General features: G+C 59.5%; 22 protein-coding genes. 17 read left to right on the top strand and 5 right to left on the bottom strand.

All coding sequences use genetic code 11. The features are described from left to right. Positions 1 to 61 precede the first annotated feature (61 nt). From ADA16_RS04705 to ADA16_RS04695, 3 genes are all read right to left on the bottom strand, one after another. On the bottom strand, positions 62 to 1,381 hold the full coding sequence (locus ADA16_RS04705; RefSeq protein WP_161797586.1) for a PH domain-containing protein: 1,320 nt from the start codon (positions 1,379 to 1,381) through the stop codon (positions 62 to 64). A gap of 60 nt (positions 1,382 to 1,441) precedes the next feature. Further along, complete coding sequence (locus ADA16_RS04700) at positions 1,442 to 1,930, bottom strand: PH domain-containing protein (RefSeq protein ID WP_048759626.1); 489 nt, start codon at positions 1,928 to 1,930, stop codon at positions 1,442 to 1,444. Between the two features lie 257 nt (positions 1,931 to 2,187). Further along, complete coding sequence (locus tag ADA16_RS04695) at positions 2,188 to 3,462, bottom strand: carboxylesterase family protein (RefSeq protein WP_048759625.1); 1,275 nt, start codon at positions 3,460 to 3,462, stop codon at positions 2,188 to 2,190. Positions 3,463 to 3,569: 107 nt separating this feature from the next. On the opposite strand from ADA16_RS04695, the gene ADA16_RS04690 reads away from it, so the two are divergent. Both ADA16_RS04690 and ADA16_RS04685 read left to right on the top strand, forming a co-directional pair. Beyond that, positions 3,570 to 5,624, top strand: a complete 2,055-nt coding sequence (locus ADA16_RS04690) for a M3 family metallopeptidase (RefSeq protein WP_048759623.1) — start codon at positions 3,570 to 3,572, stop codon at positions 5,622 to 5,624. 75 nt (positions 5,625 to 5,699) lie between these two features. Further along, on the top strand, positions 5,700 to 5,927 hold the full coding sequence (locus tag ADA16_RS04685) for a hypothetical protein (protein WP_048759621.1): 228 nt from the start codon (positions 5,700 to 5,702) through the stop codon (positions 5,925 to 5,927). Positions 5,928 to 6,272: 345 nt separating this feature from the next. Here the strand turns inward: ADA16_RS04685 and malQ are convergent, their stop codons facing one another. Then, complete coding sequence (gene malQ, locus ADA16_RS04680; RefSeq protein WP_048759618.1) at positions 6,273 to 8,525, bottom strand: 4-alpha-glucanotransferase; 2,253 nt, start codon at positions 8,523 to 8,525, stop codon at positions 6,273 to 6,275. A gap of 154 nt (positions 8,526 to 8,679) precedes the next feature. Between malQ and ADA16_RS04675 the strand changes: the two genes are divergently transcribed. The 12 genes from ADA16_RS04675 (at position 8,680) to ADA16_RS04620 (ending at position 20,951) form a co-directional block, all read left to right on the top strand. Further along, positions 8,680 to 10,512, top strand: coding sequence for an AMP-dependent synthetase/ligase (locus ADA16_RS04675; protein ID WP_048759615.1), 1,833 nt, complete (start codon positions 8,680 to 8,682; stop codon positions 10,510 to 10,512). A gap of 224 nt (positions 10,513 to 10,736) precedes the next feature. Then, positions 10,737 to 11,423, top strand: a complete 687-nt coding sequence (locus ADA16_RS04670) for a hypothetical protein (RefSeq protein ID WP_048759614.1) — start codon at positions 10,737 to 10,739, stop codon at positions 11,421 to 11,423. Further along, positions 11,420 to 12,583 (top strand): radical SAM family heme chaperone HemW, encoded by a 1,164-nt coding sequence (gene hemW, locus ADA16_RS04665; protein ID WP_048759612.1) that lies wholly within the window; start codon positions 11,420 to 11,422, stop codon positions 12,581 to 12,583. Before ADA16_RS04670 ends, hemW begins: the two co-directional genes overlap by 4 nt. A 9-nt stretch (positions 12,584 to 12,592) precedes the next feature. Next, positions 12,593 to 13,630 (top strand): heat-inducible transcriptional repressor HrcA, encoded by a 1,038-nt coding sequence (gene hrcA, locus ADA16_RS04660; protein ID WP_048759610.1) that lies wholly within the window; start codon positions 12,593 to 12,595, stop codon positions 13,628 to 13,630. A gap of 2 nt (positions 13,631 to 13,632) precedes the next feature. Next, a complete protein-coding gene (gene dnaJ / locus ADA16_RS04655; RefSeq protein ID WP_048759609.1) occupies positions 13,633 to 14,763 on the top strand; it encodes a molecular chaperone DnaJ in 1,131 nt (376 codons plus the stop codon). A 41-nt stretch (positions 14,764 to 14,804) separates the two neighbouring features. After that, complete coding sequence (locus ADA16_RS04650; protein ID WP_048759608.1) at positions 14,805 to 15,584, top strand: 16S rRNA (uracil(1498)-N(3))-methyltransferase; 780 nt, start codon at positions 14,805 to 14,807, stop codon at positions 15,582 to 15,584. A gap of 12 nt (positions 15,585 to 15,596) precedes the next feature. Further along, positions 15,597 to 16,625: a PhoH family protein gene (locus tag ADA16_RS04645; protein ID WP_048759605.1), complete on the top strand. Its 1,029-nt coding sequence runs from the start codon at positions 15,597 to 15,599 to the stop codon at positions 16,623 to 16,625. Between the two features lie 16 nt (positions 16,626 to 16,641). After that, the gene (gene ybeY / locus ADA16_RS04640; RefSeq protein WP_005511056.1) at positions 16,642 to 17,175 is read left to right on the top strand and encodes an rRNA maturation RNase YbeY; all 534 of its coding nucleotides are present in this window, start codon (positions 16,642 to 16,644) and stop codon (positions 17,173 to 17,175) included. After that, the gene (locus ADA16_RS04635) at positions 17,172 to 18,500 is read left to right on the top strand and encodes a hemolysin family protein (protein ID WP_048759603.1); all 1,329 of its coding nucleotides are present in this window, start codon (positions 17,172 to 17,174) and stop codon (positions 18,498 to 18,500) included. The genes ybeY and ADA16_RS04635 overlap by 4 nt, the downstream gene beginning before the upstream one ends. 4 nt (positions 18,501 to 18,504) lie before the next feature. Continuing rightward, positions 18,505 to 19,446, top strand: a complete 942-nt coding sequence (gene era / locus ADA16_RS04630; RefSeq protein ID WP_048759953.1) for a GTPase Era — start codon at positions 18,505 to 18,507, stop codon at positions 19,444 to 19,446. A 4-nt stretch (positions 19,447 to 19,450) separates the two neighbouring features. Beyond that, positions 19,451 to 20,200: a DNA repair protein RecO gene (recO, locus tag ADA16_RS04625; RefSeq protein WP_048759601.1), complete on the top strand. Its 750-nt coding sequence runs from the start codon at positions 19,451 to 19,453 to the stop codon at positions 20,198 to 20,200. A gap of 28 nt (positions 20,201 to 20,228) precedes the next feature. Continuing rightward, complete coding sequence (locus ADA16_RS04620; protein ID WP_161797585.1) at positions 20,229 to 20,951, top strand: isoprenyl transferase; 723 nt, start codon at positions 20,229 to 20,231, stop codon at positions 20,949 to 20,951. Positions 20,952 to 21,002: 51 nt separating this feature from the next. Here ADA16_RS04620 and ADA16_RS04615 read toward each other — a convergent pair whose 3' ends face one another. After that, positions 21,003 to 21,509 carry a Fur family transcriptional regulator gene (locus tag ADA16_RS04615; RefSeq protein WP_048759599.1) on the bottom strand — a complete coding sequence of 169 codons (507 nt, stop codon included), beginning with the start codon at positions 21,507 to 21,509 and terminating at the stop codon, positions 21,003 to 21,005. Between the two features lie 190 nt (positions 21,510 to 21,699). Here ADA16_RS04615 and ADA16_RS04610 point away from each other — a divergent pair, with 190 nt between their 5' ends. The 3 genes from ADA16_RS04610 to ADA16_RS04600 are packed head-to-tail and all read left to right on the top strand — an operon-like array spanning position 21,700 to position 24,058. Next, on the top strand, positions 21,700 to 23,085 hold the full coding sequence (locus ADA16_RS04610; RefSeq protein ID WP_048759596.1) for a glycine--tRNA ligase: 1,386 nt from the start codon (positions 21,700 to 21,702) through the stop codon (positions 23,083 to 23,085). Further along, the gene (locus ADA16_RS04605; RefSeq protein WP_048759594.1) at positions 23,085 to 23,654 is read left to right on the top strand and encodes a hypothetical protein; all 570 of its coding nucleotides are present in this window, start codon (positions 23,085 to 23,087) and stop codon (positions 23,652 to 23,654) included. The genes ADA16_RS04610 and ADA16_RS04605 overlap by 1 nt, the downstream gene beginning before the upstream one ends. Next, a complete protein-coding gene (locus ADA16_RS04600; RefSeq protein WP_048759590.1) occupies positions 23,642 to 24,058 on the top strand; it encodes a hypothetical protein in 417 nt (138 codons plus the stop codon). Before ADA16_RS04605 ends, ADA16_RS04600 begins: the two co-directional genes overlap by 13 nt. Positions 24,059 to 24,084: the final 26 nt, after the last annotated feature.

The following is a 24,084-nucleotide window of genomic DNA, read 5'->3' as shown; positions in this document are numbered from 1 at the left end:
CAGCGAGAGTTATCGGTGGTGCTAACCGACCGCACTCGGCAGGCACGCTGAGGCAAGCACACTAGACAACCTTGTGTTCCTGAATCACTGCGGCGAGCTGGTACGCATCTGCCAGCGCCAACTCCGCTGCCACCGGTGTGACAGTTCCTGGGACCATGTCGATTCGCACGTTTGCCACTCCCGCCGCTTTCTTCAGCGGAGAAATGGTTAGCGTATGCCCCTGAATACGCTGCCAGGGAACAATGAACTGCGTGTGCCAGAACCGCCCCTTAGTCACCAACAGGCCTCGCCGTGTGGCAGTGACCTTCTGGAACTTCCAGTCAATGGGGCTGAGCCACCATGCCGAACGTGGAGTCTGCCAAGAGCCCAACAGGTCATCGGCCGCTGCCGGTCCCGCAATCTCAGCCATCAGGTAATCGACAATCGAGTCCGTCTCCGTCGTCGGCGCCACCGGAACCAACGTGCTATTTGATTGCGTACTGTCCAGTCCATAACCCGCCACCGAGACATCTGCGCGGGACCACTTCCACGGGCGCCACCACAGCGGCTGCACCACTTTAATACCATGAATGCGATCAATGGGAATAGTCTGAGCGCGTGTCGACAACAGCCCGGCGGTAATCGCCAGGCGCCTGCTTTCCGACGACACCTTCAGCGTGAAATCCCACGACTGATTTAGTACTCCGAAAAGGCCGACAGCGAAACTGCCAATCACAATCAAAGTAGTGATGGTTACTCCGCTGAGGATTTCCACGATGAAGTCGGTAAACAGCGCAGAGACAACGGCGAGGAGGATAAGAGCTATGCCAACGAGAAGTCCGGGACCAATGGCCGTAGATGCGACCAGTCGTCCGACATCGACGGGGCCAAAGATAGTTTTTGCGTCAGGCATGCGGGAGGACACGTGAGCGCCGGAGTCTAGAGGCGCGGTGGAGCTGTCGCCGTCGTAAAGCGAATGTGCCAGCTCGGTGTCCAGCTTTTCTACCTCGCCTAACACGTCAGCGCGGAACTTCTCGCACTGCTTGGGAGTGAGATACTTGATTGTGAAATGTGAATTGGTGCCGCCGGCCGTTTCGATGACAATTTCGGCGAGACCGAAAATGCGCGCTAACAACGGTTGGTTGACGTCCACCGCTTGCACGCGGTCGAGCCGTGCCGTGCGCCGGGAGCGCAGCAGCCAACCCGAGCCGTAGCGGACCTCCTCACCGGTGAGCTCGTAGAACGTATAACGCCAGGAAAGCCATGAGAAAAGTGCAATCAGACCAATGATTATGGCAACCGCGCCGGTGCCGATAAGTAGGCCAAGCCATGCCCAGTCGTAGAGCTGAGTCACGACCGCAACGGCCAGTTGCCACTGATTTGCGACTGCGAATGCAGTCACCGCAGCGATGGTGGTGAAGCTTTTGAGCAGTGGGGATAGTGGATGAACTCTATGCCTCATTTAGAGACCTGCCATCCGGTCATGGGCACGCTGAGATAGACGTGCGCGCAGGGCAAGGGCTTCCTCGCGTGGCAAACCGTGGACGGCCGCATCCGAGCTCGCCGATGCGGTATTGAGCTTCAATGTCGCCAACCCAAATAGCCGGAGGAGAGGCCCTTCATCAATATCGATGAACTGAATCCGTCCGTAAGGAACGACGGTGACCGAGCGCCACCAGCGCCCGGACGCAACAATGAAGTCGTTGTCGCCTTCGAGGTATCGGTGGGCACGAACTCTACGGCCGATGAACCAATAGATAAATGCGAAGTAGAGCAAGCAGGAGAGGACGCCCAACCACATCCACGGAGTCCACGCCACTGCGGCTACGGCAGCTGCAATCGTGAAAACCAGTAGGGGAGCGGCGTGCCCGATTCGCTTTACCTTCGCTAGCGCTGGGTCGACTGGCTGCAGCGCAGAGTTTTCGGGGACTAGTAAATCAAGTGGCTCCATGGTTGACAGTTAAACACAATTGGTAAAGCTTGCCTCTCGCCTGGTGTTTCGGTAAGAACGGTGGCTATGGACCGCAGGAAACTTATCGCTGTACTCATCACACTTATTACTATTTTGTCCTGCGTGGAGATTTACCAGTACTTCCAGTCGCTGCCAGCCTAATTTGTAGGCCTAAGTTGCTGAGCTAACCAGTGCGGCGCTGAGCCGCGATGCGCTAACCAGTACGGTGCCAAACAGAGCAATAGATGCTGCGCGACTCACGCGCCGAAGAGCTGTCGTGGAGCCGCCCATGCATCAACGGCGATGCCCTCGACGGCCTTCGCGTCAGCGCCAGCAAAGGTCGTCACCGCGCGGTCATCGTTGTAGCACGGCATGTGTGAGGTGCCTGTGCGGATGAACTCAACTGCCACTTGATGGAAGGGATGGTTGGGCTCTTTCACACCAAAGAAGCGTGCAATGTCGATGCAATGGGGCGCGCCGCTGGTGCGGCCAGCAGGGGCATACCCCAGCCCTTCGCCCGGTTCGAACTGCGCCGCCCACACATCTAACCCAGCCGCCACGGACCGCTCGGCAACTTTGACAGCGTAAGAACGAATCGCGGAGTCAGAAATAACATTTCCCATCGGACGCTCGGCATAGGCGCTGGTCGGAAATTCGCCGTGGCCACGATGCCCCTTGGCATAGCGCCGAGCCATCCACTCCCGCATCGGCAACTTGTCCATCGCTACAACCGGAGGTTCTGAGAAGAACTCCTCACTGGTGGCGGTCACCATCGTCGGCAGTGTGGGAGCAAAGCTGTCAAAGCGAGGCCCAATTGCTGGATCCGTTGGCGAGGATGCCGACACCAATTTCTGGGCTCGAGCGACCCTGCGTTCGTCGGCACGCGAAAAGACATCGGTGGATGGCGCACGTCCCACACCGATGCCCGCCAACGTGCGGCGGAGGCGCGAGCCTGACAGTAGCGAGAAGGCCGGCGACATGGCAATGGTGCGCTGGATCTGACCGAGTGTGCGGTCGTCAGAGGCCAGGGTGAGCGCCAGCGCCGCGCCCGCCGATTGCCCCGAGATCGTGATGTTGTCGATATCGCCGCCGAAGGCAGGTGCGTTACGACGAGCCCACTGCAGCCCCAGATACAGATCATCAATGGCCCGGTAGTTCTCCGTTTGACTGTCGCGCCAGAATCCCTCGAGCCCCTTGCGGTATCCGAGCGAAACGGTGACGATGCCTGCCTGCGCAAAAGCCGTCGCGTCCGTCCAGGGCTCGGAGGGGTGCCCGAACTCGTAGCTACCACCGTGAATCCACAGCAATACGGGATAGGAAGCGCCCGCGGGCTCAGCCGGTGCCGTGACGGTGAGAACTAATTCGCGTTCGGGCTCACAGCGCCGAGTTCCCGACTGTGGGCCGTCGGCCACTGGTGCCGACGCGGCAAACGGAGCGGCATCGGCGTAGTCGATATTGAAGACTTGCAACACGCCATTGCGAATTCGGCCGGTCAGCTGCCCGCAGGGAGCGGAAATAGTCGTCTCTGTCATGGCGGAAAACGCCTCCTCGTCACGGTTGGGCCTGCCAGAAGGGCGGGGAGTCTGTTGCAGACGGTAGGCGCGCTCGCGTTTTCGAGCACGCTACAGTTGAATTCACTATGACCAATGATGCACGAAACCCACTGTTAACACCGTCGGAATTGTTCTGCGAATTGCCGGATTTTGCGGCAATCGATGACAGCCACGTCCGCGAGGCCTTTGGTGAAGCAATGCGCAGCCATGCGCGCGAGATTGACGCCATCGCCACGTCGTCGGAGGCACCGACCTTTGTTAACACCATCGAGGCGATGGAGAAAGCCGGCCAGGACCTGGACCGCGTCGCCGCTTATTTCTTCAACGTTGCTGGTACGGACGCCACCGATGTCCGCATGGAAATTGAAGCCGAGATTGCCCCGCAGCTCACAGCACACCTGGATCAGATTCGTATGCGCAGTGATCTGTGGCAGCGCATCACTGCGATCGACAGCGTGGAGGATGCCGCCAACCCGGAAGAGGCACAGCTGCTGCTGAAGAAGGTCCGCGAAGACTTCCAGCGCGCTGGCGCCGACCTCAGTGATGAGGACAAGGCCGAGCTCAGCCGCATTAATTCCCGCCTCTCTGAGCTCTCCACCGCTTTCGGCGAAAACTTGCTGAAGGACACCGTCGCGCGCGCCGTGGAAATCTATGACCGCGAGGAACTCGCCGGACTTTCCGACGACACCATCGCGTCCTTCGCCGCCTATGCGAAAAAGGCCGACACCGATGCGCCGTGGCTTATTCCGCTGGATCTGCCGTCAACTCCTGCACAGCTGGCTGACCTGGATAATCCGGCTACTCGCACCAAGCTCTACGAAGCCTCACTGGGTCGCGCGGGTGCTGCCTCCGGCAAGTTCGACAACTCCGACATTGTGCTGGAAATGGCACGCCTGCGTGCCCGCCGCGCTAGGTTCCTCGGCTACGACACGCATGCGGATTACGTCATTGCCAAGGAGACGGCCGCCACCGCCGACGCTGCCCGTAAGCTGATCGCAGATTTGGCGCCAGCTGCCGTTGCCAATGCTGAGGGCGAGTACAAGCGGGTCGCTGATCTGGCCGGCGATGAGACGGTTACTGGCGCTGACTGGCCGTACTGGGAGCGCCGTCGTAAAGCGGAGGAATTCGCGGTCGATACAGAGGAACTAAAGAATTACTTCGAGCTGCACCGCGTCATTGAAGACGGCGTGTTCTACGCTGCGCGCAAGCTCTACGGCATCGAGGTAGTTAAGCGTGAGGACCTGCAGGGATACGCGCCGGGCGCGACCGTGTGGGAGGTGCGCCAGGGCGGAGGCGAGACCATCGGCCTGATTATCACTGACTACTTCTCGCGTCCGACCAAGCGCGGTGGCGCGTGGATGAGCTCGTTTAGGGATCAGTCTCGCTTGCTCGGCCGCCTACCGGTCGTGGTCAACGTCATGAACATTGCTGAAACCGAACCGGGCACCCCGGTGCTGCTGACGCTCGACGAGGTCACCACCGCCTTCCACGAGTTTGGGCATGCCCTTCACGGCCTGCTTTCCGACGTCACGTACCCAACCTTCTCGGGTACAAACGTCCCGCGTGACTTCGTGGAATTCCCCTCTCAAATCAACGAGAACTGGGCTCTCGAGCCGTCCATTCTGGCCAACTACGCCGTTCACGTTCGTACTGGTGAGCCGATTCCGGCAGAGCTGGTCGAGTCGGTGAAGAAGGCCCGGACTGCTGGTGAGGGGTTCGCAACGGTCGAATATCTCGCAGCTTGCGCGATCGATTTGGCGTGGCACAGCCTCACCGAGGAGGAAGCGGCGAAGGTCACCGACGTCGACGCTTTTGAAGCGGAAGCACTCGCCGAGCTCGGTCTCGACATCCCGCACCTGGCCCCGCGCTACCGCTCCCGCTACTTCAACCACATCTTCGCTGGCGGTTACTCGGCGGGCTACTACTCCTACCTGTGGGCAGAGGTACTCGACGCTGATGGCTTCGGTTGGTTCACCGACAACGGCGGTGCCACAATTAGCGGCGGCAGCCACTTCCGTGAAGAGATTCTCTCCCGTGGCGGTGCCATCGATTTCATGGCCGCCTACCGCGCTTTCCGAGGCCGCGACAAGGACATCCAGCCGCTTCTCGAACGTCGCGGTCTGTTGGGCACTGATGCCTAACTCCGCGCTTTACGACGAGCCCCGCGACCGCCGCCCGCTAGTTATTCTGGTCACCGGCAGGGTAGGTTGACAACCATGGCAGAAGCATTCGACAGGGTAGGGCAGTGGCTGATTCAGTTGCCGCTGCTTGCGCAGGTCAGCGTGCTATGCGCAGTTCTGCTGGTGGTCGGAGGGTTTGTCGCCTTCGTACTTGTTGGCGCAATCGACGTTGTTAGTGGCCGCCTGTGGCAGTGGTCGGTGCGCCGGCGGAAGCGTTCGCAGGAGCGTCGAGGAGCGGACAGCGAGAGCTCGCCGATGCGGTAGTGGCCTGCAGGTAGCTCACTGGGAGGCCAGAAGAATTGAGCTGAGACAACCCCTTTAAGTGTTGGGTCGCTATCGCTGCCCTAAGGTATGTCTTAAAGTATTAGGAAATTTGCCCAACGGGCTAGAGTTGGGTCGTCCGTAAATATTTCGCAGTAGGGAGCTGAGTTAGCATGCATCGGTCGAGGCACTCGAAGGTCCTACTTGCCTTAATCGTTTTGCTTCTTCTCATCCTCATCGCTGGTGCAGTCACCGATTTCCAGTTTTAGTCCCGGCTTCAGCATCGGGCACATGGCCTGAGTATTCGATGAACACCAGAGAATGAGAGATTAGGTGCTCGCGAACCCGTTAACGCTTGAAGCCCGGGAAGCGAGGCAAATCCTCGACGAGCACGGCCTTGCCCTCAGCATCGGTTAGAGGGATGCACCAGTTCGGGTACTGATCATGGGTCGTGCCCGGCTGATTCTGAGTGCGACGATCACCAACCATGTCCACCAGCGCCGCACACTTCAGCGCAGAAGGAGTCCGGTCGAGGAAGCGGTGCAGACCCGTGATTAGCGCATCAATCGGTGGCAGGTTGTCGCGGGTAAGGGACTGAACATCCATGTCCGCCGCAGCCGTGTCAACAAAGCATCCGGTTTCCTTGGCAGCGCCCAAAACCTTTCGAATCCACTCGAAATCCCGGCGGTCTTCCTCCGTGACGTCGGAAAGCAATAGCCCCAGACGCTCCCGCAGCTTGATGTGCTCGCCTGCGAGGTAGCCCGCTGTCGGAGGCAAATCGTGCGTGGTGACGGAGGACAAGCACAGGCTGCGATAAGCACTCGGTGGTTTCGGCTGGTCGCCGTCGGATTCAAACCACACAATCGAGGTACCCATAATGCCCCGCGAGGCGAGATAATCCTGCACCCACGGTTCGAAAGTACCCAGGTCTTCGCCTACGACAACGGCCCCGGCGAGTTCGGCCTCAAGGGCGAGAATGCCGACCATTGCTTCGTGGTCGAAGTACAGATAGGTGCCGTTGACCGGGGACTCCATCCGTGGCATGACCCAAAGGCGGAACATGCCCAGCACATGGTCAACACGAATGCCACCGGCGTGGCGGAGGATGGTGCGCAGCATGTCGCGCCAGGGGCGGTAGCCGGCCTCTGCCAGCTTGTGTGGGTTCCACGGCGGCTGCGACCAGTCCTGACCACGCTGGTTAAATCCATCTGGCGGGGCGCCGACAGAGATATCAGGAGCGAGCCAATCTGCGAGGTTCTCGGCGTCCGCACCACCGGGGTGCACGCCGACGGCAAGGTCGGCCATGATGCCGATACGCATGCCCGCCTCCAGTGCGGCCTCTTGTGCCTGGCCGAGCTGCTGATCGAGAATCCACTGCGCCCAAAGGTGGAACTGGAAGATTTCCTCCCGCAGTGATTCGACACTGGTGTGGTTGCCCAGCGGAGGAACCAGTTCAATACCGTCTTCGGTTACCGCATCAGAATTAGAAGTGGCTGCGGAAGCGTGCTTGGAACCCGATTTGGCGGTACTTTGTGCGGCATCGCGAGCAGCGGTGCGGTCTGCGAGCTCACGCTTGGTGCACCACTCCGCGTAGTCGTAAATGCCCCGGCCCTCGGCCTCCAGCCAACGGTCAAATTCCGCCTGGCGCGCGCTGGACAGTGGAATCTTGTGGATTGCCCGCAATACCTTGAGCTTTGCGGCGTAGATGGAGTTGCGGTCAATCTCATCGGGGCTGTGATTGAGCTGATGGAACGAGTTCGCTAACGCACGGGCTTCATCAGCCTCGTCCTTGTCCAGGTACCCGAACTCGTCGATAAGCTCTGGGCGAGCGTAAAGCGGATTGACGTAGCGGCGAGTGGTGGGCAGGTACGGCGAGTCTTCTACCGGAGGTAGTGGCTCTGCGGCGTGCAACGGATTGATCAGGACGAAGTCGGAACCTGCGTGCTGTGCGCTGACCTGCGCCAAGTCACCGAGAGTAGCGAAATCACCGATACCCCAGCTGCGGCTGGAGCGTACCGAATATAGCTGTGCCATGACCCCATGCGCAGGCTCCTGTACGTACTTGTCGGCAGTGGCGAGACGGTTCGGGGTTACGGCCAAATCGCACTCCGCGACGTTGTCGCCATTGACCGCACGCACGCGATGCCAACCCAGCGGCAAATCCTCGGGAATAGCGAAGGCGGCCTCGCCCATCATCACATCGCCGACTTGGCGTGGCGGAACCAAGTGGTGCACCTGCGCGCAGGGCCATTCTGCGCCGTCGTCCAGTTTCACAGTTACGCTGACATTGCTGCCGTGCGGTACGTGAACCAGAACTCGGTGAAAGATGCCCTGGCGTGCAACTACCACGGGTGGGAGAAGCCGCGACCACTGCGTGTCCGCCCAATTACGACGGGCCTCGTTGATTTCGGCATCGTTGGGATCCGGGCCTAAATCGATGTCGAGAGCAGCGAGAGTTTTCAGCACTGTCTCGCGAGAGACGTGCACGAGTTGGCCCTCGGTAGAGTAGTAGGAAACACCAACCCCGACGTCTTTAGCGAGGTCAGCGAGTGGAGAGGAAAGGGGTGTATTGGAAGCTGCCTGTGTCACTCTTTCCATCATGCCAGTTTAGAAAAACTTTGCCAGAAGTAAGACAAATCACTTCGTTATCGAAATATTTACCGAAATCACAACGGCGCCGGGTTTGATGTTCTAAGTTGATTTCTAACGAAACCAACGACGGACAGAATTACCGAAAGTAGGGGTTTGTAACTCGATGCGTGAATATACTACTGAGGCGAAATACGTCATCGGCGAGAATGAAACGATCATTACCTCGCTGCAGGAGCTGGTGCAGAAGCGCCCGAAGCTGGTGCTTTTCACCCGTCCGAAGAACTTTGAGTGGGTGAATGTCACCACTCAAGAGTTTTATGACGAGGCAAAGGGTGTCGCCAAGGGGCTTATTGCCAACGGTGTTCAGCCGGGCGACCGCGTGGCGCTGCTCAGTGAGACTCGCTACGAGTGGAACCTGATCAACACCGCTATCTGGATGGCAGGTGCTGCTGTTGTCCCAATTTACGGCTCCTCTTCCTCTGGCCAGATCCGTTGGATTATTGAAAACTCCGGTGCTGTTTTTGCATTCACCGAGTCACGTGAGCACACCGACCGTATGAAGCCCCTGCTGGTCGAAAAAGGCACCGAGAACCCGGAGGGCGAGTCCCAGCTGCGTCGTGTGCTGGAGATTAACGCTTCCGCTACCGACACCATTAGCTACGAAGGTCGCGACATTGACGACGATGAGGTCGAGCGTCGCATCAAGAACACCAAGGCCGACGACCTGGCAACCGTGATTTACACCTCTGGCACCACTGGCCGTCCGAAGGGTTGCGTGCTGCTGCACAGTAACTGGCTGGCGGAGGCCCGCGCTATTCTCACCAACGAAATTGGTCTGATTGCTCGCCCGGGTAACCGTATTCTGACCTTCCTACCGCTGGCGCACGTCCTGGCACACGCAGTGTCCCTGGCCTCAATGATCTCCGGTGCTACCCAGTCACACTGGGCCGATACCAAGACCGTTACTCTGGAGTTCCAGCGTTCCCGCCCGCACCTGATCCTCGGTGTGCCGCGTGTGTTTGAGAAGGTCCGCGACTCCGCCTACGCCTCCGCGAAGGAGAAGGGCGCATTCGGTCAGGCCATGTTCGAGCGTGCAGAAGCCACTGCCATTGAGTACTCCAAGGCACTGGATACTCCGGCAGGTCCGTCGCGCGTACTGAAGCTGCGTCGCCAGCTTTACGATCGCCTACTGTTTGCTAAGATTCGCGCAGCTATGGGTGACGCGGTGCAGTACACCATTTCCGGTGGTTCGGCTCTGTCCTCTGACCTCGGACACTTCTTCCGTGGCCTCGGTGTGCCTGTCTACGAAGGCTACGGTCTGACCGAGTCCACGGCTGCCATCACTGTGAACAACCCGAGCGAGCAAATCATTGGTACCGTTGGTCGTCCGGTAGGTGGCTGCTCCGCCGCCATTAATGACGACGGTGAAGTTCTGCTGCGTGGTCCGGTTGTATTCGACCGCTACTGGAAGAACGAAGAGGCAACCAAGGATGCCTTCATCGACGGAGAGTGGTTCAAGACTGGTGACCTCGGCGAGCTGACCGAGGAAGGCCACCTGAAGATCACCGGCCGTAAGAAGGATCTCATTGTTACCGCCGGTGGTAAGAATGTCGCACCGGGCCCGATGGAAGACCGCATGCGTGCGCACCCGCTGGTCTCCCAGGCAGTTGTCATCGGTGATGGTCGTCCGTTCGTCTCCGTGCTGGTCACCCTCGATGAGGAGGCGCTGGAGAAGTGGAAGATTGAGCACTCCGTCTCCGAGCACACCTCCATCCGTGAGCTCGCTGCCTCCAGCGCTGTTCTGCGCGCAGAGATTCAGGACGCCGTCAACTCCGCTAACGAGCTGGTGTCTCACGCTGAGGCCATTAAGAAGTTCCACATCCTGGACAGGGACTTCACCGAGGAAAGCGGCGAGCTGACCCCGACCATGAAGGTCAAGCGCAACATTGTCATGGACAACTGCTCGCGCGACATTGAGGCCCTTTACCAGCGCTAATACGCTATTGGCCCGCTGTCGGTAGAAAACGGCAGCGTGTTGTTACCGGGCTAGCGCCCCTCACCCCATTAAGGTGAGGGGCGCTAGAAATTTTTAAGGAGTTTTCAGTTTTCGAACGCCGAAGTTCGCCGATATTTTCCGGCATTCGCCGAAATTCGTCGAAGTTCGAAAGACGAAACGAAAATGATGTCACCGAGACCGAAGATGTCATGGGAGGGCGGGCAATGATTAACCACTTCGATGCTCGGCTACGCCTGCGCGAAGTGACCCAAGAGCTCTACGACATTGGTGACGAAGTTGCCGAGCACATCGAGCATCTCGCTCAGGCGGTTGCTGATGTAGATCGTGAGCTGGTTGACGAATGCGTCCTCGAGCTCGCTGACATCGTCGATGAGGCGGTTGAGGACTGCCGCCCTCTGATTGGTGAACTTGATGGTCTGCGACAAGCATTCACCTCCGGTATCCGCTCGGGCCGCATCGGCACTCTTTCTTCGGCTTCTACACCGCGACGGCACCCGCATCTGGCGCCGAAGTCACCAGATGTGCAGTCGCTGTCACTCATCCCCGCGCCGTTGCAACACCCCGTCGCGGTTCCTACGGTCACACAGGCCATGATTGCGCGCTCCGATGCCGTAGCTTCCTACCTCGAGGAGCTCGCCGATTGGGTTTCCGCTGAGAACATCCGAGGCGTGGAAAAGCTCGGTAGTGTAGTGCTTCCGCAGCTTTACGCGCAGTCTGGCCGCCGTGCACTGTCCGCTGCCGCCGCTTGGTGCGTTGCGGTTCCTGAGACTCATCCGGCAGTTGCCAATGCGCTGCGCGGCCGCAGGCCCCCGGAGTTTCTCATGGAACGCGCCCGTATCGATGAAATTGTCCGCCGCGTCAAGCAACGTCGAGCCAAGGAGCATGCGTGAGCGAAGTCTCCGCACACACCGATTCCTTCGGTGTCTACTTACACGTCCCCTTCTGCGCCACCCGCTGTGGCTACTGTGATTTCAACACGTACACACCAGGTCAGCTGGGCAGTGGCGCAACGCAGGGGGATTACCTCGATGCCATCGTGGCAGAGCTCGAGATGGCCGTCGTAAAGCACCCCGAACTCGCGCGTGGCGCCGACACGGTCTTTATCGGCGGTGGTACGCCGTCGATGTTGGGTGCGAGCGGTCTTCGCCGTCTGCTCGAAGGTGTGCGCAACAGCTTTGGGCTTGCCGACGACGCCGAGGTCACCACCGAGTCGAATCCCGAGTCGACCTCCCCGGAGTTTTTCGAAGGCCTGGCCGAGGCAGGGTTTACCCGTGTGAGTCTGGGCATGCAGTCGGCGGTGCCACATGTGCTGGCCACACTGGATCGCACGCACACGCCAGGACGTCCTGCTGCGGCGGTGGCGGAAGCACGCGCGGCCGGTTTTGAGCACATCAACCTCGACGTCATTTACGGCACGCCGGGGGAGTCGATGGCCGACCTCGATACGACGCTGGAGGCGGTCCTGGCCACGGAAGTAGATCATGTTTCGGCATACTCGCTGATTGTCGAGCCAGGTACCGCGATGGCTCGTAAGGTGCGTCGCGGTGAGCTGCCCATGCCTGACGACGACGATCTCGCCGACCGCTACGAGCGCATCGATGCCGCACTGAGCCAGGCTGGGTTCGACTGGTACGAGGTGTCCAACTGGGCAAAACCGGGCGGCCAGTGTCGCCACAATATGCTCTACTGGCGCGATGGCAATTGGTGGGGTGCGGGCCCCGGTGCGCATTCGCACCTGGATGGCACGAGGTTTTACAACGTCAAGCATCCGGCTCGCTACGCGGCGACCATTTCCGGCGGCGAGTTGCCGGTTAAGGAATCAGAGAAGTTGACGGCCGAGGATCGGCACACTGAGAAGATCATGCTGGGCCTGCGCCTGGCCGAGGGTATTGAGGCCAACCTGCTCGGTGAGGATGAGCTGGGGAAGGCACGTCGGCAAGCGGAAGCGGGCATGGTGGAGTTTGTTTCCGGCGAAGGTGGCCAGCGGATTCAGCTGACAAATCGCGGTCGTTTGCTGGCCGACGCAATAATTGTTGACATCCTTAGTTAAACTATCCGCATGTCATCTCAGACGGATAAGCGCAGGCAGGAAGTTCTTCGGGCAATTGTCTCGGATTACGTAGCCTCCCAGGAGCCCGTCGGCTCGAAGGCTCTGGTGGAGCGCCACAATCTGGGCGTGTCCTCGGCGACCATCAGAAATGACATGGCGGTGCTGGAAGCCGAAGGCTATATCCAGCAGGAACATGCATCGTCGGGGCGTATCCCGACTGAGAAGGGCTACCGCCTTTTTGTGGATAGTCTTTCGCAGATTAAGCCTCTGTCTCGGGCCGAGCGCCGCGCTATTCTCGAGTTCCTCGAAGGCGGCGTCGACCTGGAGGACGTTCTGCGCCGCAGTGTGCAGCTGCTGGCTCAGCTAACCCGTCAGGTTGCGGTGGTGCAGGTGCCGACGCTGGAGGTCTCCCGCGTCCGTCACTGCGAGGTCGTGCAGCTGGCCGACGCGCGACTGCTTCTGGTGGTCATCACCGATACCGGCCGCGTGGAGCAGCGCAATGTTGAGCTGCCAGCACCGATGGATCCCGATCTCGTGCCGCTGTTGCGCGAGCATTTCAACCGTGCGATGTCTGGACACACGCTTTCCGACGCGTCGATTGCGATTTCCGATCTTGCGGCTAACGCCCCGCGCGATTTGCGGGATGTAATCATCCGCTGCTCGACCGTGCTGGTGGAGTCGCTGATTGAAAAGCCGAACGACAGACTCATCCTGGCCGGGGCTTCGAACTTGACCCGTGGTAACATGTCCGGTCGCTTACCTTCTACGCTGCCCATGGTTCTCGAAGCTCTCGAGGAACAAGTGGTCGTGCTGAAACTTCTGTCTGCCGCGCAGGATTTGCACCATGTTCGCGTTTCCATCGGTGAGGAAAACGAGGACGAGGAGCTGCGCGCTACCTCAGTGGTTTCAACCGGCTATGGCACCGGCACCGAAATTTTGGGTGGCATGGGAGTAGTTGGCCCCACATTTATGGATTATCCGGGAACAATTTCCTCGGTTGCTGCTGTTGCACAGTACGTTGGCCGGGTATTGAAAGGAAGTAGCTAAAGTTGGCACGCGACTATTACGGCATCCTCGGAGTGGAGAAGGACGCTTCGGACGCTGAGATTAAGAAGGCGTACCGAAAGCTGGCGCTCAAGTACCACCCAGACCGTAATCCGGGTGATGAAGAAGCTGCAGAGAAGTTCCGTGAGGCCTCTGAGGCGAACGAGGTCCTGCTGGATCCTGAGAAGCGCCGGATTGTGGACATGGGAGGGGACCCTCTCGACCCGCAGGGTGGTATGCCAGGCGGTGGCTTCGGCGGTTTCGGTGGCGGCGGAGTCGGCGATATCTTCGAGGCATTCTTCGGCGGCGCCAGCGGTACACGCCAGCGCCGCTCGCGTGTACAGCCAGGCGCAGATGCGCTGCTGCGTATTTCCCTTGGGCTCGATGAGGCATTTACAGGTGTCCGCAAGCCGATCACGGTGGACACCGCAGTTCTGTGTGACCAGTGTGAGGGAACCGGTTCGAAGTCCAAGGCCAAGCCGAAGGTGTGTACCAACTGTGATGGTACTGGTGAGATTCAGCAGGTTCAGCGGTCCTTCCTGGGCAATGTGATGACCTCGCGGCCGTGCCCGACTTGTGAGGGAACCGGCGAGATTATTCCGGATCCGTGCAACAACTGTGGTGGTGACGGCCGCGTGCGCGCTCGCCGTGACCTGACCGTGAATGTCCCGGCAGGTATCTCTGACGGCATGCGTATCCGCATGGCCGGTCAGGGCGAGGTCGGCCCGGGTGGTGGCCCGGCCGGTGACCTCTACGTGGAAGTTGCCATGGACCCGCACCCCGTGTTTGAGCGCGAGGGCGATGATCTGCACTTCAATGTTCAGGTTCCTATGGCTGATGCCGCACTCGGCACCGAGTTTGAGGTCGAGGATCTGCTCGGTGAGCCGATGACTATCAAGGTCGATTCGGGAACTCAGCCGGCAGAGCAGATTCGCCTGTCTGGCAAGGGCATGCCGCGCCTGCGTGGCGAAGGCAACGGTGACGTGGTCGCACATGTCGATGTCACGGTGCCGACGAAGCTAGACCGCAAGTCCCGTGAATTGCTAGAGAAGCTGCGCGATCACCGCGATGACGACGCTAAGGTGTCAAATTCCAGTGAACGACATGGTTTCTTCTCCCGTTTCCGCCGACGTTAAACACGCCCTCCCGTAGCCCCCCCAGTGAGTGTGAAGCACGCATGAGTTTGCCCGTATTCCTCGGTGATTTCACCGAGCTGCCGCGCCCGGAAGAAATCATTCGGATTTTTGGGCCGGAGGCAAAGCACGTCAGCGTCCGCAGGTTGAAGGAGGGCTCGGAGATTCTCCTCGCCAATGGTGCGGACATGGTGGTGCGGGCACAGCTCATGCACGTGGATCCGCGGGAGGTCCACGTTCGTGTGGTCGCCGCCGATGAGCGTCCACGACCGCGCCCGCACGTCACCGTGGTTCAGGCGCTGCCGAAGTCGGATCGCGCTGAGCTCGCTGTCGATTTGATGACCGAGGCCGGGGTCGATGAGATTATCCCGTGGGCGGCCGTGAACTGCGTGGCTCGATGGCAGGGCACAGCTAAGGTCACCAAGGCCCGCGCTAAGTGGCAGTCGGCTGCGCGCGAGGCGGCCAAGCAGGCCCGTCGTGCATGGATCCCACCGGTCGCTGACCTGCATAGCTCGACCGATATTGAGCAACTTATCCGGGAAACCGTGGCAGCAGGCGGCGTGGCAGCCGTTTTGCACGAGGAAGAAACGACCCCGTTCGTGGACTTCGCCACACAGGCAGCAAGCGCTGACAAGGTCCTCTTCATCGTCGGCCCGGAAGGGGGAGTGAGCCCCGGGGAACTCGAGGCCTTCCGCGCCGCTGGTGCGAGCTCGGTAGTGCTCGGCCCGACGGTTCTCCGCAGCGCCCTGGCTGGAGCTGCCGCTCTTTGCGCACTGGGGCCGCTGACGAAGCGGTGGGGCGGCACACGCACAAGTGGTCAGTAGGATAGACGCATAATGACAAAGTATTCAGTAACTGCTCGTACCACTGCCGTCGTCGAGCTTGATGACAATCTCGCGCCAATCGTGGTGGGTCATGCGGATCAGAATTTACGGCTGCTGGAATCTCTGCTGGCAGCAGATATTCATGTGCGCGGTGGGGTTGTGACAATCAAGGGCGCACCGGCTGATGTTTCGTTGGCCGTCCGCGCTTTCAAGGAGCTGGAGGCCATGGCCCGTCGTGGCCATGAGCTCTCCCCGGAGTCGGTGCGCCACGCGGTGGGCATTGTGGACCGCGGTGAGAAGTCTGCCAGCGAGGTGCTCGGCGGTGGCATCGTGACACATCGTGGCAAGACTGTGCGTCCCAAGACCGAGGGGCAGAAGAACTACGTCGATGCGATCGACCGTTACAATGTCGTTTTCGGTATCGGCCCCGCCGGCACGGGTAAGACCTTCCTGGCCATGGCTAAGGCCGTTGCTGCGCTGAAGAATAAGCAGGTAGAGCGCATTATCCTGACTCGCCCCGCGGTAGAGGCCGGTGAGAACCTGGGCTTCCTGCCGGGTACTCTTCACGAGAAGATTGACCCTTACCTGCGGCCGCTGCACGATGCGATGCGTGAAATGCTTGAGCCGGACCTGATTCCAAAGCTGATGGAAACTGGGGTAGTGGAGGTCGCACCGCTGGCATACATGCGCGGTCGCACCTTGAACAATGCGTTCATCATTCTCGATGAGGCGCAGAACACTACTCCGGCGCAGATGAAAATGTTCCTTACACGTCTGGGCTTCGGTTCGAAGATGGTCATCACCGGTGACGCCAGCCAGGTCGACTTGCCCCGCGGGCAGCAGTCTGGTCTAGCGGTCGCCCGTGAGGTGCTGCGCGGTGTGCCGGGAATTGCGTTTCCGGCGTTGGCCGCCGCCGATGTTGTGCGCAACCCGCTGGTCACCGCAATTGTAGAGGCCTACGATGACTACGATGCCTATAACGAGGGCATTGAGCAGGGCGCCGAGTCCCCACACAAGCGACAGTCCGCCACGAAGCGATAAAGGACGCTGAAATTACATGAGCATTGAAGTTTTCAACGAGTCCGGTCAGGGCGTCAATGAAGAGTCGCTTATCGACGTTGCCCGTTATGCGTTGGGCCGCCTGGACGTGCATCCGGCAGCTGAACTGAGCATTCACATTGTCGACTTGAAGACGATTGAAGACCTCCACGTGCGCTGGCTGGATCTGCCGGGGCCGACGGATGTGATGAGCTTCCCGATGGATGAGCTCACCCCTGGATCTGGCCGACCAGATGCAGCTAGCCCAGGTCCGGCAATGCTTGGCGATATCGTGCTGTGCCCCGAGTTTGCCGCAGGCCAGGCCGAGCGCGCAGGCCATCCACTCAGCCACGAATTGGTTCTGCTCACTGTGCACGGAGTGCTGCACCTATTGGGCTATGATCACGTCACGGCGGAGGAAGAGCGGCAGATGTTCTCCCTGCAGAATGGCCTGTTGGCGGACTGGTACGACGACATCGATCGTCGTGGCGTGAGCTTTTCTGAAAAACCAATTAACCCCAATGCGTTCCCGGAGCGTTCTAACGAACGATGATCACTTTGGTAATTGTCGCCGTTGTGGCGATGATCTGCGCTGGCGGACTCAACACGGTGGAAACTGCGGTCTCGGGGATTTCCCGTGCACGCGTGGCGGAGCTGCAGCGTGACGAGGTCGCAGGTGCTAATGCGCTTCTCAAGGTCGTCGAGAATCGTGCCAGGCACGTCAATGTGCTGGTGATTTTGCGGACGCTGTGCGAATCCATCGGCGCCGTGACACTTGCGGCGGTCTGTCTCAAATACTTCGAGCCGGAGCGCTGGGCCATTGTGGCTGCAGTCGTGTTGCTGGCTCTGTTCACCTTTTTGGTACTCGGGGTATTTTCCCGCACGATGGGCCGGAAGAATCCGTACTCGATTTCGCTTGCCACCGCGGTCATCCTGAGTTTTATGGCCAAGGTGCTGGGTCCGCTGGAAAAGCTGCTGATTTGGTTCGGCAACATTATCACCCCTGGTGGTGGCTTCCGCGATGGTCCGTTTGCCACTGAAGTCGAGTTGCGCGAGATGGTCGATATCGCGCAGGAGCGCGGCATTGTGGAACACGACGAACGCCGCATGATTCAGTCTGTGTTTGACCTCGCGGAAACGTCGGCACGCGTTGTTATGGTTCCGCGCCCAGAGATGGTGTGGATCGAGGCGGATAAGCACTGTGGTCAGGCAGTGGCACTGTGCGTGAAGTCGGGTCACTCTCGTCTGCCGGTGATTGGCGAGAGCGTCGAAGATATCGTCGGCATCATTTACTTGAAGGACATTGTCCAGCAGACGTACTCGCGTACTGACGGCGGCCGCGGTGTCAGCGTCTCTGAGGTCATGCGTGACTGCGTTTTTGTGCCTGACTCCAAGCCGTTGGATGATCTGCTCGATGAGATGCAGCGCAGCCGCAATCACATCGCCATTCTCATCGACGAGTACGGCTCCGTGGCCGGCCTTATCTCCATCGAGGACATCCTTGAGGAAATCGTCGGTGAGATTGCCGACGAGTACGATGAGGCCGAGCAGGCCCCCATCGAACCGCTGGGTGATGCCTCCTACCGCGTGCAGGCGCGTCTCAGTTTGGGCGAGCTCATTGAGCTTTACGACGAGGCCCACGGGCGCGAACTCGTCTTCGATGATGAGGTCACCGATGAGGTGGATACGGTCTCTGGTCTATTGGCCTATGCGCTTGGACGTGTGCCATTGCCGGGTTCGTACGTAGAATATGCAGGACTGAAGTTTACCGCCGAGGGCTCCCGTGACCGTCGTGGTCGTATGCGGGTACGCACTGTGGTGGTGGAGCCGACTGCGGAGTTCTACTCCGAGGAAGAAGATATTGATGGGCAATCTTGATGACATGCTGGCTAATGCCGGACTTGGCGGCGATGCTGATGATTACAGCGCGCCGGAGGGCTTTCGCTCCGGGTTCGTCTCCATTGTGGGGCGTCCGAACACCGGTAAGTCCACGCTGACCAATGCGCTGGTGGGCGAGAAAATCGCCATTACCGCTAACCAGCCGGAAACCACACGTCATCCGGTCCGAGGTGTAGTTCACCGCGACAACTGCCAAATTGTCGTTGTGGATACGCCAGGTCTGCACAAGCCGCGCACACTGCTCGGCGAGCGCCTGAATGACATGGTGCAGGAGACCTACTCCGATGTGGATTTGGTCGCGATGGTCGTGCCTGCCGACGAGAAAATTGGTCCCGGTGACCGCTGGATCTACGAGAACGTCTCCAAGGGTTGCAAGAACATCATGGGCATTGTGTCCAAGGTGGATAAGGTCTCGCGCGACACGATTATTGAGCGCTTGATTGAGCTGCAGGAGCTGCTCGGTTCGGATGCTGAGCTGGTGCCGCTGTCGTCGAAGTCGGGCGAGAACATCAACACACTGATTGATGTCATGGCTTCCCAGCTGCCGGAGGGGCCGCGTCTGTACCCGAAGGATCACATCACCGACGAAGACCTGCATACCCGCATGGCAGAGCTGATTCGCGAGGCCGCTCTCGGTGGTCTGCGCGATGAACTGCCACACTCCGTGGCGGTTCAGATTGATGAGGTACTGCCGAGCCAGGACCGCGAGGGGGTCCTGGACGTCCACGCCGTTATTTATGTCGAGCGCCCGGGGCAGAAGTCCATCCTCATGGGCCGCGACGGTCGACGCATGGGCACCACCATTTACAAGGCGCGCAAGGAACTCATCGCACTACTCGGGCAGAATGTCTACCTTGACCTGCGTGTGAAGGTGTTGAAGGACTGGCAGTCGGATCCGAAGCAGCTGGGTAAGTTGGGATTCTAAAGAATTGGTCGAGCCGTATCGCGACCGTGCGCTGGTCGTACGCCGCTATGACCTCGGCGAAGCCGACCGCATCATTGTCCTTTTCACCCGTGACCACGGCCTTGTCCGCGGTGTCGCCAAGGGCGTGCGCCGCGCCAAGAGCCGCTTCGGCTCCCGCCTGTCACCATTCGTCGACGTGGATGTCAACATCTACCCACGCCGGGGGCTGTCCACCATCGCAGGCGCGGACACCGTCCGCACGTGGGCGGCACCGCTTGTCGACGACTATGCGCGTTATACCTGTGCGTGTGCAGTCCTTGACGTTGCCGAACGAATAGTCGGTGAGGAGCAAGTACCGGCTCCCGAACTGTGGGAACTCACCACCCAGTCGCTCGACGATATTGCAGCCGGGCGGCATCGACCCGATTTGTCGCTAACCTCCTACATCCTGCGGGCAATGGCGCAGGCCGGTTGGCAGCCAAGTCTCTTTGAATGCGCGGGCTGTGGCAAAGCCGGACCTCATCATGCGTTTTCCCCCGCGCTGGGTGGAGCAGTGTGTACTAACTGCAGGCCCCCGGGTGCGGATACTCCGCCTACTGAGGTTTTGCATCTGATGTGGCAACTCGCGCATGAGCAGTGGGCGGGCATCGATACGTCGTCAAGCTCTTTTGAGGGGCGGATGGCGACGGCGCGCACTTTAACGGCGAAGTACCTGCAGTACTACCTGGGTCGCCGGGTGCCGGCGCTGGAACATGTGGATGCTTTTTGGCAGTAAATAGTTGCGGTGGGGCACAATAGGAGGCGTGTTGAATCCTCCTGTACCGCAGCAATTCGTGCCTAATCACATCGCGCTCGTGATGGACGGCAATGGTAGATGGGCGCAGCAGCGTGGGCTCAAGCGCACCGAGGGGCACAAGCGTGGTGAAGCCGTGCTGATGGAATGCGTTGATGCTTGTTTGGAAATGGGTGTCAAGCACCTGTCGGCCTACGCATTTTCCACTGAAAATTGGCGCCGTTCGGTCGATGAGGTCCGCTTCCTCATGGGCTTTAACCGTGATGTTCTGCATCGACGTCGTGATGAGCTGGATTCGAAGAATGTCCGCGTGCGCTGGGCGGGACGCCGTCCGCGTCTGTGGCGCTCGGTGATTAAGGAACTCGAGATTGCAGAGGAACAGACGAAAGATAACGACGCGCTGACTCTGTACATGTGCGTCAACTATGGTGGCCGCGCTGAAATTGTTGACGCCGCCAAGGAAATTGCTCGTCAGGCAGCGGCGGGGGAGCTCAGCGAATACGACTTGACTGAGAAGTCTTTCGCACAGTTCCTGGATGAGCCGACCATGCCGGATGTCGATCTGTTCCTGCGCCCTTCGGGTGAGCAGCGCACATCGAACTTCCTAATCTGGCAGTCCGCCTATGCGGAGATGGTCTATCAGGACAAGCTCTTCCCGGATTTTGGTCGGGATGACATGCGTGCCGCCGTGGTGGAATACGCCAAGCGCGACCGCAGGTTCGGTAAGGCCTAGGGCCAGCGGTTGTAACAGCCGGTTCTTGTCGGGGTCGGCTCAAAAGGAGTTCTACTTCGCGGTCGACTTTTTCTGACAGTCCCCGCACAGACCGAAGACCTCGGCAGTGTGCCCGGTCAGGCTAAAACCGTGTTCCTCCGCCAGGCTGTGAGCCCACTGCTCGACTGGACCGCCGGCAACTTCGACGGTAGCGCCGCAATCGGTACAGACCAGGTGATGATGGTGGTGGTCACCGCACAGCCGATAGAGAGCCTCTCCGGAGGCGTTGTGCAGAACATCGACGATGTCCATTTCCGCAAGGGATTGGAGCGTCCGATAGACCGTCGTCAAGCCGACTTTGTCCCCACGTTCCGTCAGCGACTTATGAATGTCAGCTGCGGAGCGGAAATTCGGTGCCTCACTCATAATTGACACCACGGCGCGGCGCTGACGAGTATTGCGCTGACCGATGCGGGTTGCGCTCGGCCGTGCGGAGGCGTGGGCCCCGGAGCCAGCAGGGGAGCCCGTACCACGTGGGTTTTTGCCAGAACTAACTTCGTGCATATCTTCGCCAGCCATGTAAATGACACTACCCGGTATCGGTTGGACAAGATGCGCTAGAGTATAGGGGAACTTTTAACTGGCCTGTTGGGGTCAGTACATTTTGCTTTTCATTATGTCGTTCGCTGCGCGTTATAGGCAGAATTTGATTGTCTGAAAATGCGTGCGGTGTGCGATGCGAAGCCTTTTATAAGGAGTGGTCTAGACCGTGGCACCTAAGTCAGTTGTCGATACCGTCGCCAACCTGTGTAAGCGCAGAGGATTCGTTTACCCGTGTGGTGAAATTTACGGCGGTACCCGCTCGGCATGGGATTACGGTCCCCTGGGTGTGGAGCTGAAGGAAAACATCAAGCGCCAGTGGTGGAAGACTTTCGTCACTGGCCGTAAGGATGTTGTCGGTCTGGATTCGTCCATTATCCTGCCGCGCCAGGTCTGGGAAGCTTCCGGCCACGTCGCTACCTTTACTGACCCGCTGGTGGAGTCCCTGCACACCCACAAGCGCTACCGCGCTGACCACCTGCTGGAGGCCTACGAGGCCAAGCACGGTCACCCGCCGGCCAATGGTCTGGCAGACGTTCCGGACCCGGAGACCGGTCAGCCGGGCAATTGGACCGAGCCGCAGATGTTCTCGGGTCTGATGAAGACCTTCCTCGGTCCGGTCGACAATGAGCAGGGGCTGCACTACATGCGCCCGGAGACCGCTCAGGGTATCTTCGTCAACTTTAAGAACGTCATGACCACGGCTCGTATGAAGCCACCGTTCGGTATCGGTCAGACTGGTAAGGCATTCCGCAACGAGATTACCCCGGGCAACTTCATCTTCCGTACTCGCGAGTTCGAGCAGATGGAGATCGAGTACTTCGTTGCCCCGGACCAGGCTGAAGAGAAGTTCGATGAATGGGTCGACGCCTGCTGGAACTGGTTCATTGACCTGGGCGTTAACCCGGAGAACATGCGTCAGTTCGACGTTCCGAAGGATGAGCGCGCGCACTACTCTGCACGCACGATTGACTTCGAGTACCGCTTCCACTTCCAGGGCAACGAGTGGGGCGAGCTGATGGGTGTCGCCAACCGCACCGACTACGACCTCGGCTGCCACATCGAGCACTCCAAGGAGGACCTGCGCTACCACGACCAGGTCACCGGCGAAAAGTACGTTCCGTACGTCATCGAGCCGTCCTTCGGCCTGACCCGCGCTCTGATGGCTTTCCTGTGCGATGCCTACACCGAGGAAGAGGTGCCGAACGCAAAGGGCGGCACCGATACCCGTACCGTGCTGAAGCTGGATCCGCGCCTGTCGCCGGTTAAGGTTGCCGTTCTGCCGCTATCGAAGAAGGACACCCTGACTCCGACTGCTGAGGCTGTCGCGGACAAGCTGCGTCAGCACTGGGCTGTCGATTACGACACCTCCGGCGCCATCGGCCGTCGTTACCGCCGCCAGGATGAGATTGGTACTCCGTACTGTGTCACCGTTGACTTCGACACTCTCGAGGACAACGCTGTCACCGTCCGTGACCGCGACACCATGGAGCAGGAGCGCGTCAAGATTGACGAGCTGGAGAGCTACTTCGCCGGTCGCCTGGTGGGCTGCTAATGGCCGAAGAAGTTTTTTGGGAATCCTATAGTCTCGGCGACGGCTCTCGGGAAAAATCCGAGCAGACCTGGCCGATTCTGAAGGAAAGCACCGAAATCGGCACGTACATCCGTGATGAGCAGGGCGATCGCCTCAATACCCCGGAAGGGGAGTGGGTTATTGACGCCTCTGCTGACCATCGTGTTTCCGCCACGCTTCCCGACGGTCGTGTGTTCTCGACCGTTGCTTCTGACCGTGACAAGATTTCGCGAGCCAAGCAGCTTTCAGTGACCTTTGGGCCGGATCGTCCTGAAGGCAAGCTGGTGTGTGAGGGCTCGACGAATTACGTCATTGAGAATGCGAAAACTGGCGAGAAGTGGGGCCAGTTCACCGGTGCGTCCCGTGGTGTGCGCCACGCAGAGGTGCAGTTCGACACCGAAGAGGGACGTGCGCTGCCGGAAGAAGAGAAGATCTTCCTGGTCTACAGTGCCCGTCGGGTGCTGGAGTCCCGCATGGTTTCCTCTACCTGGATTCTCACTGTCTGCTTGCTTTTGCTGATTGCCTATATGATTTGGGTGTGGATCGTGTAGCAACCATTGCAGACGGCGTCGTTTACGACGAGAACAAAAAGACCCTGTCCGACGGCTGGAGCTGTCAGGACGGGGTCTTTAGTGCTTTCTGGATTGCGTCACCGCAGGGGCGCCGTTGGCAGGTGAAAGCTCGCTTCTTCAGCACTAACGCGCTGGTAATGACAAATCCGGACGAGGAGGAATCCTTCGTTCTCATCAGAGAAGGACGGGGAATCCGCACGATTTTCGATAGTGAGCGACCGGGCTACGAGCTCGCCCGCATTATCAGAGAGGACAGCCTCGGTCGCGGGTTGTTCGGTGTCTATGCGCGGGAGGGGAACCTCCAGGATGGTTTCGAAGAGTGGCTCATCGCTGCTGCATTGGCGACGTGGTCTGTAGATGGACCACGCCAGATGCGGATTTAGACTCCTGCGGTCGGCTGCCTTGACCG

It is taken from the genome of Corynebacterium vitaeruminis (assembly GCF_001054325.1).
GTDB lineage: Bacteria > Actinomycetota > Actinomycetes > Mycobacteriales > Mycobacteriaceae > Corynebacterium > Corynebacterium vitaeruminis_A.
The sequence above is the reverse complement of the archived record's forward strand: the minus strand, read 5'-3'. Positions and strand labels throughout refer to the sequence as shown.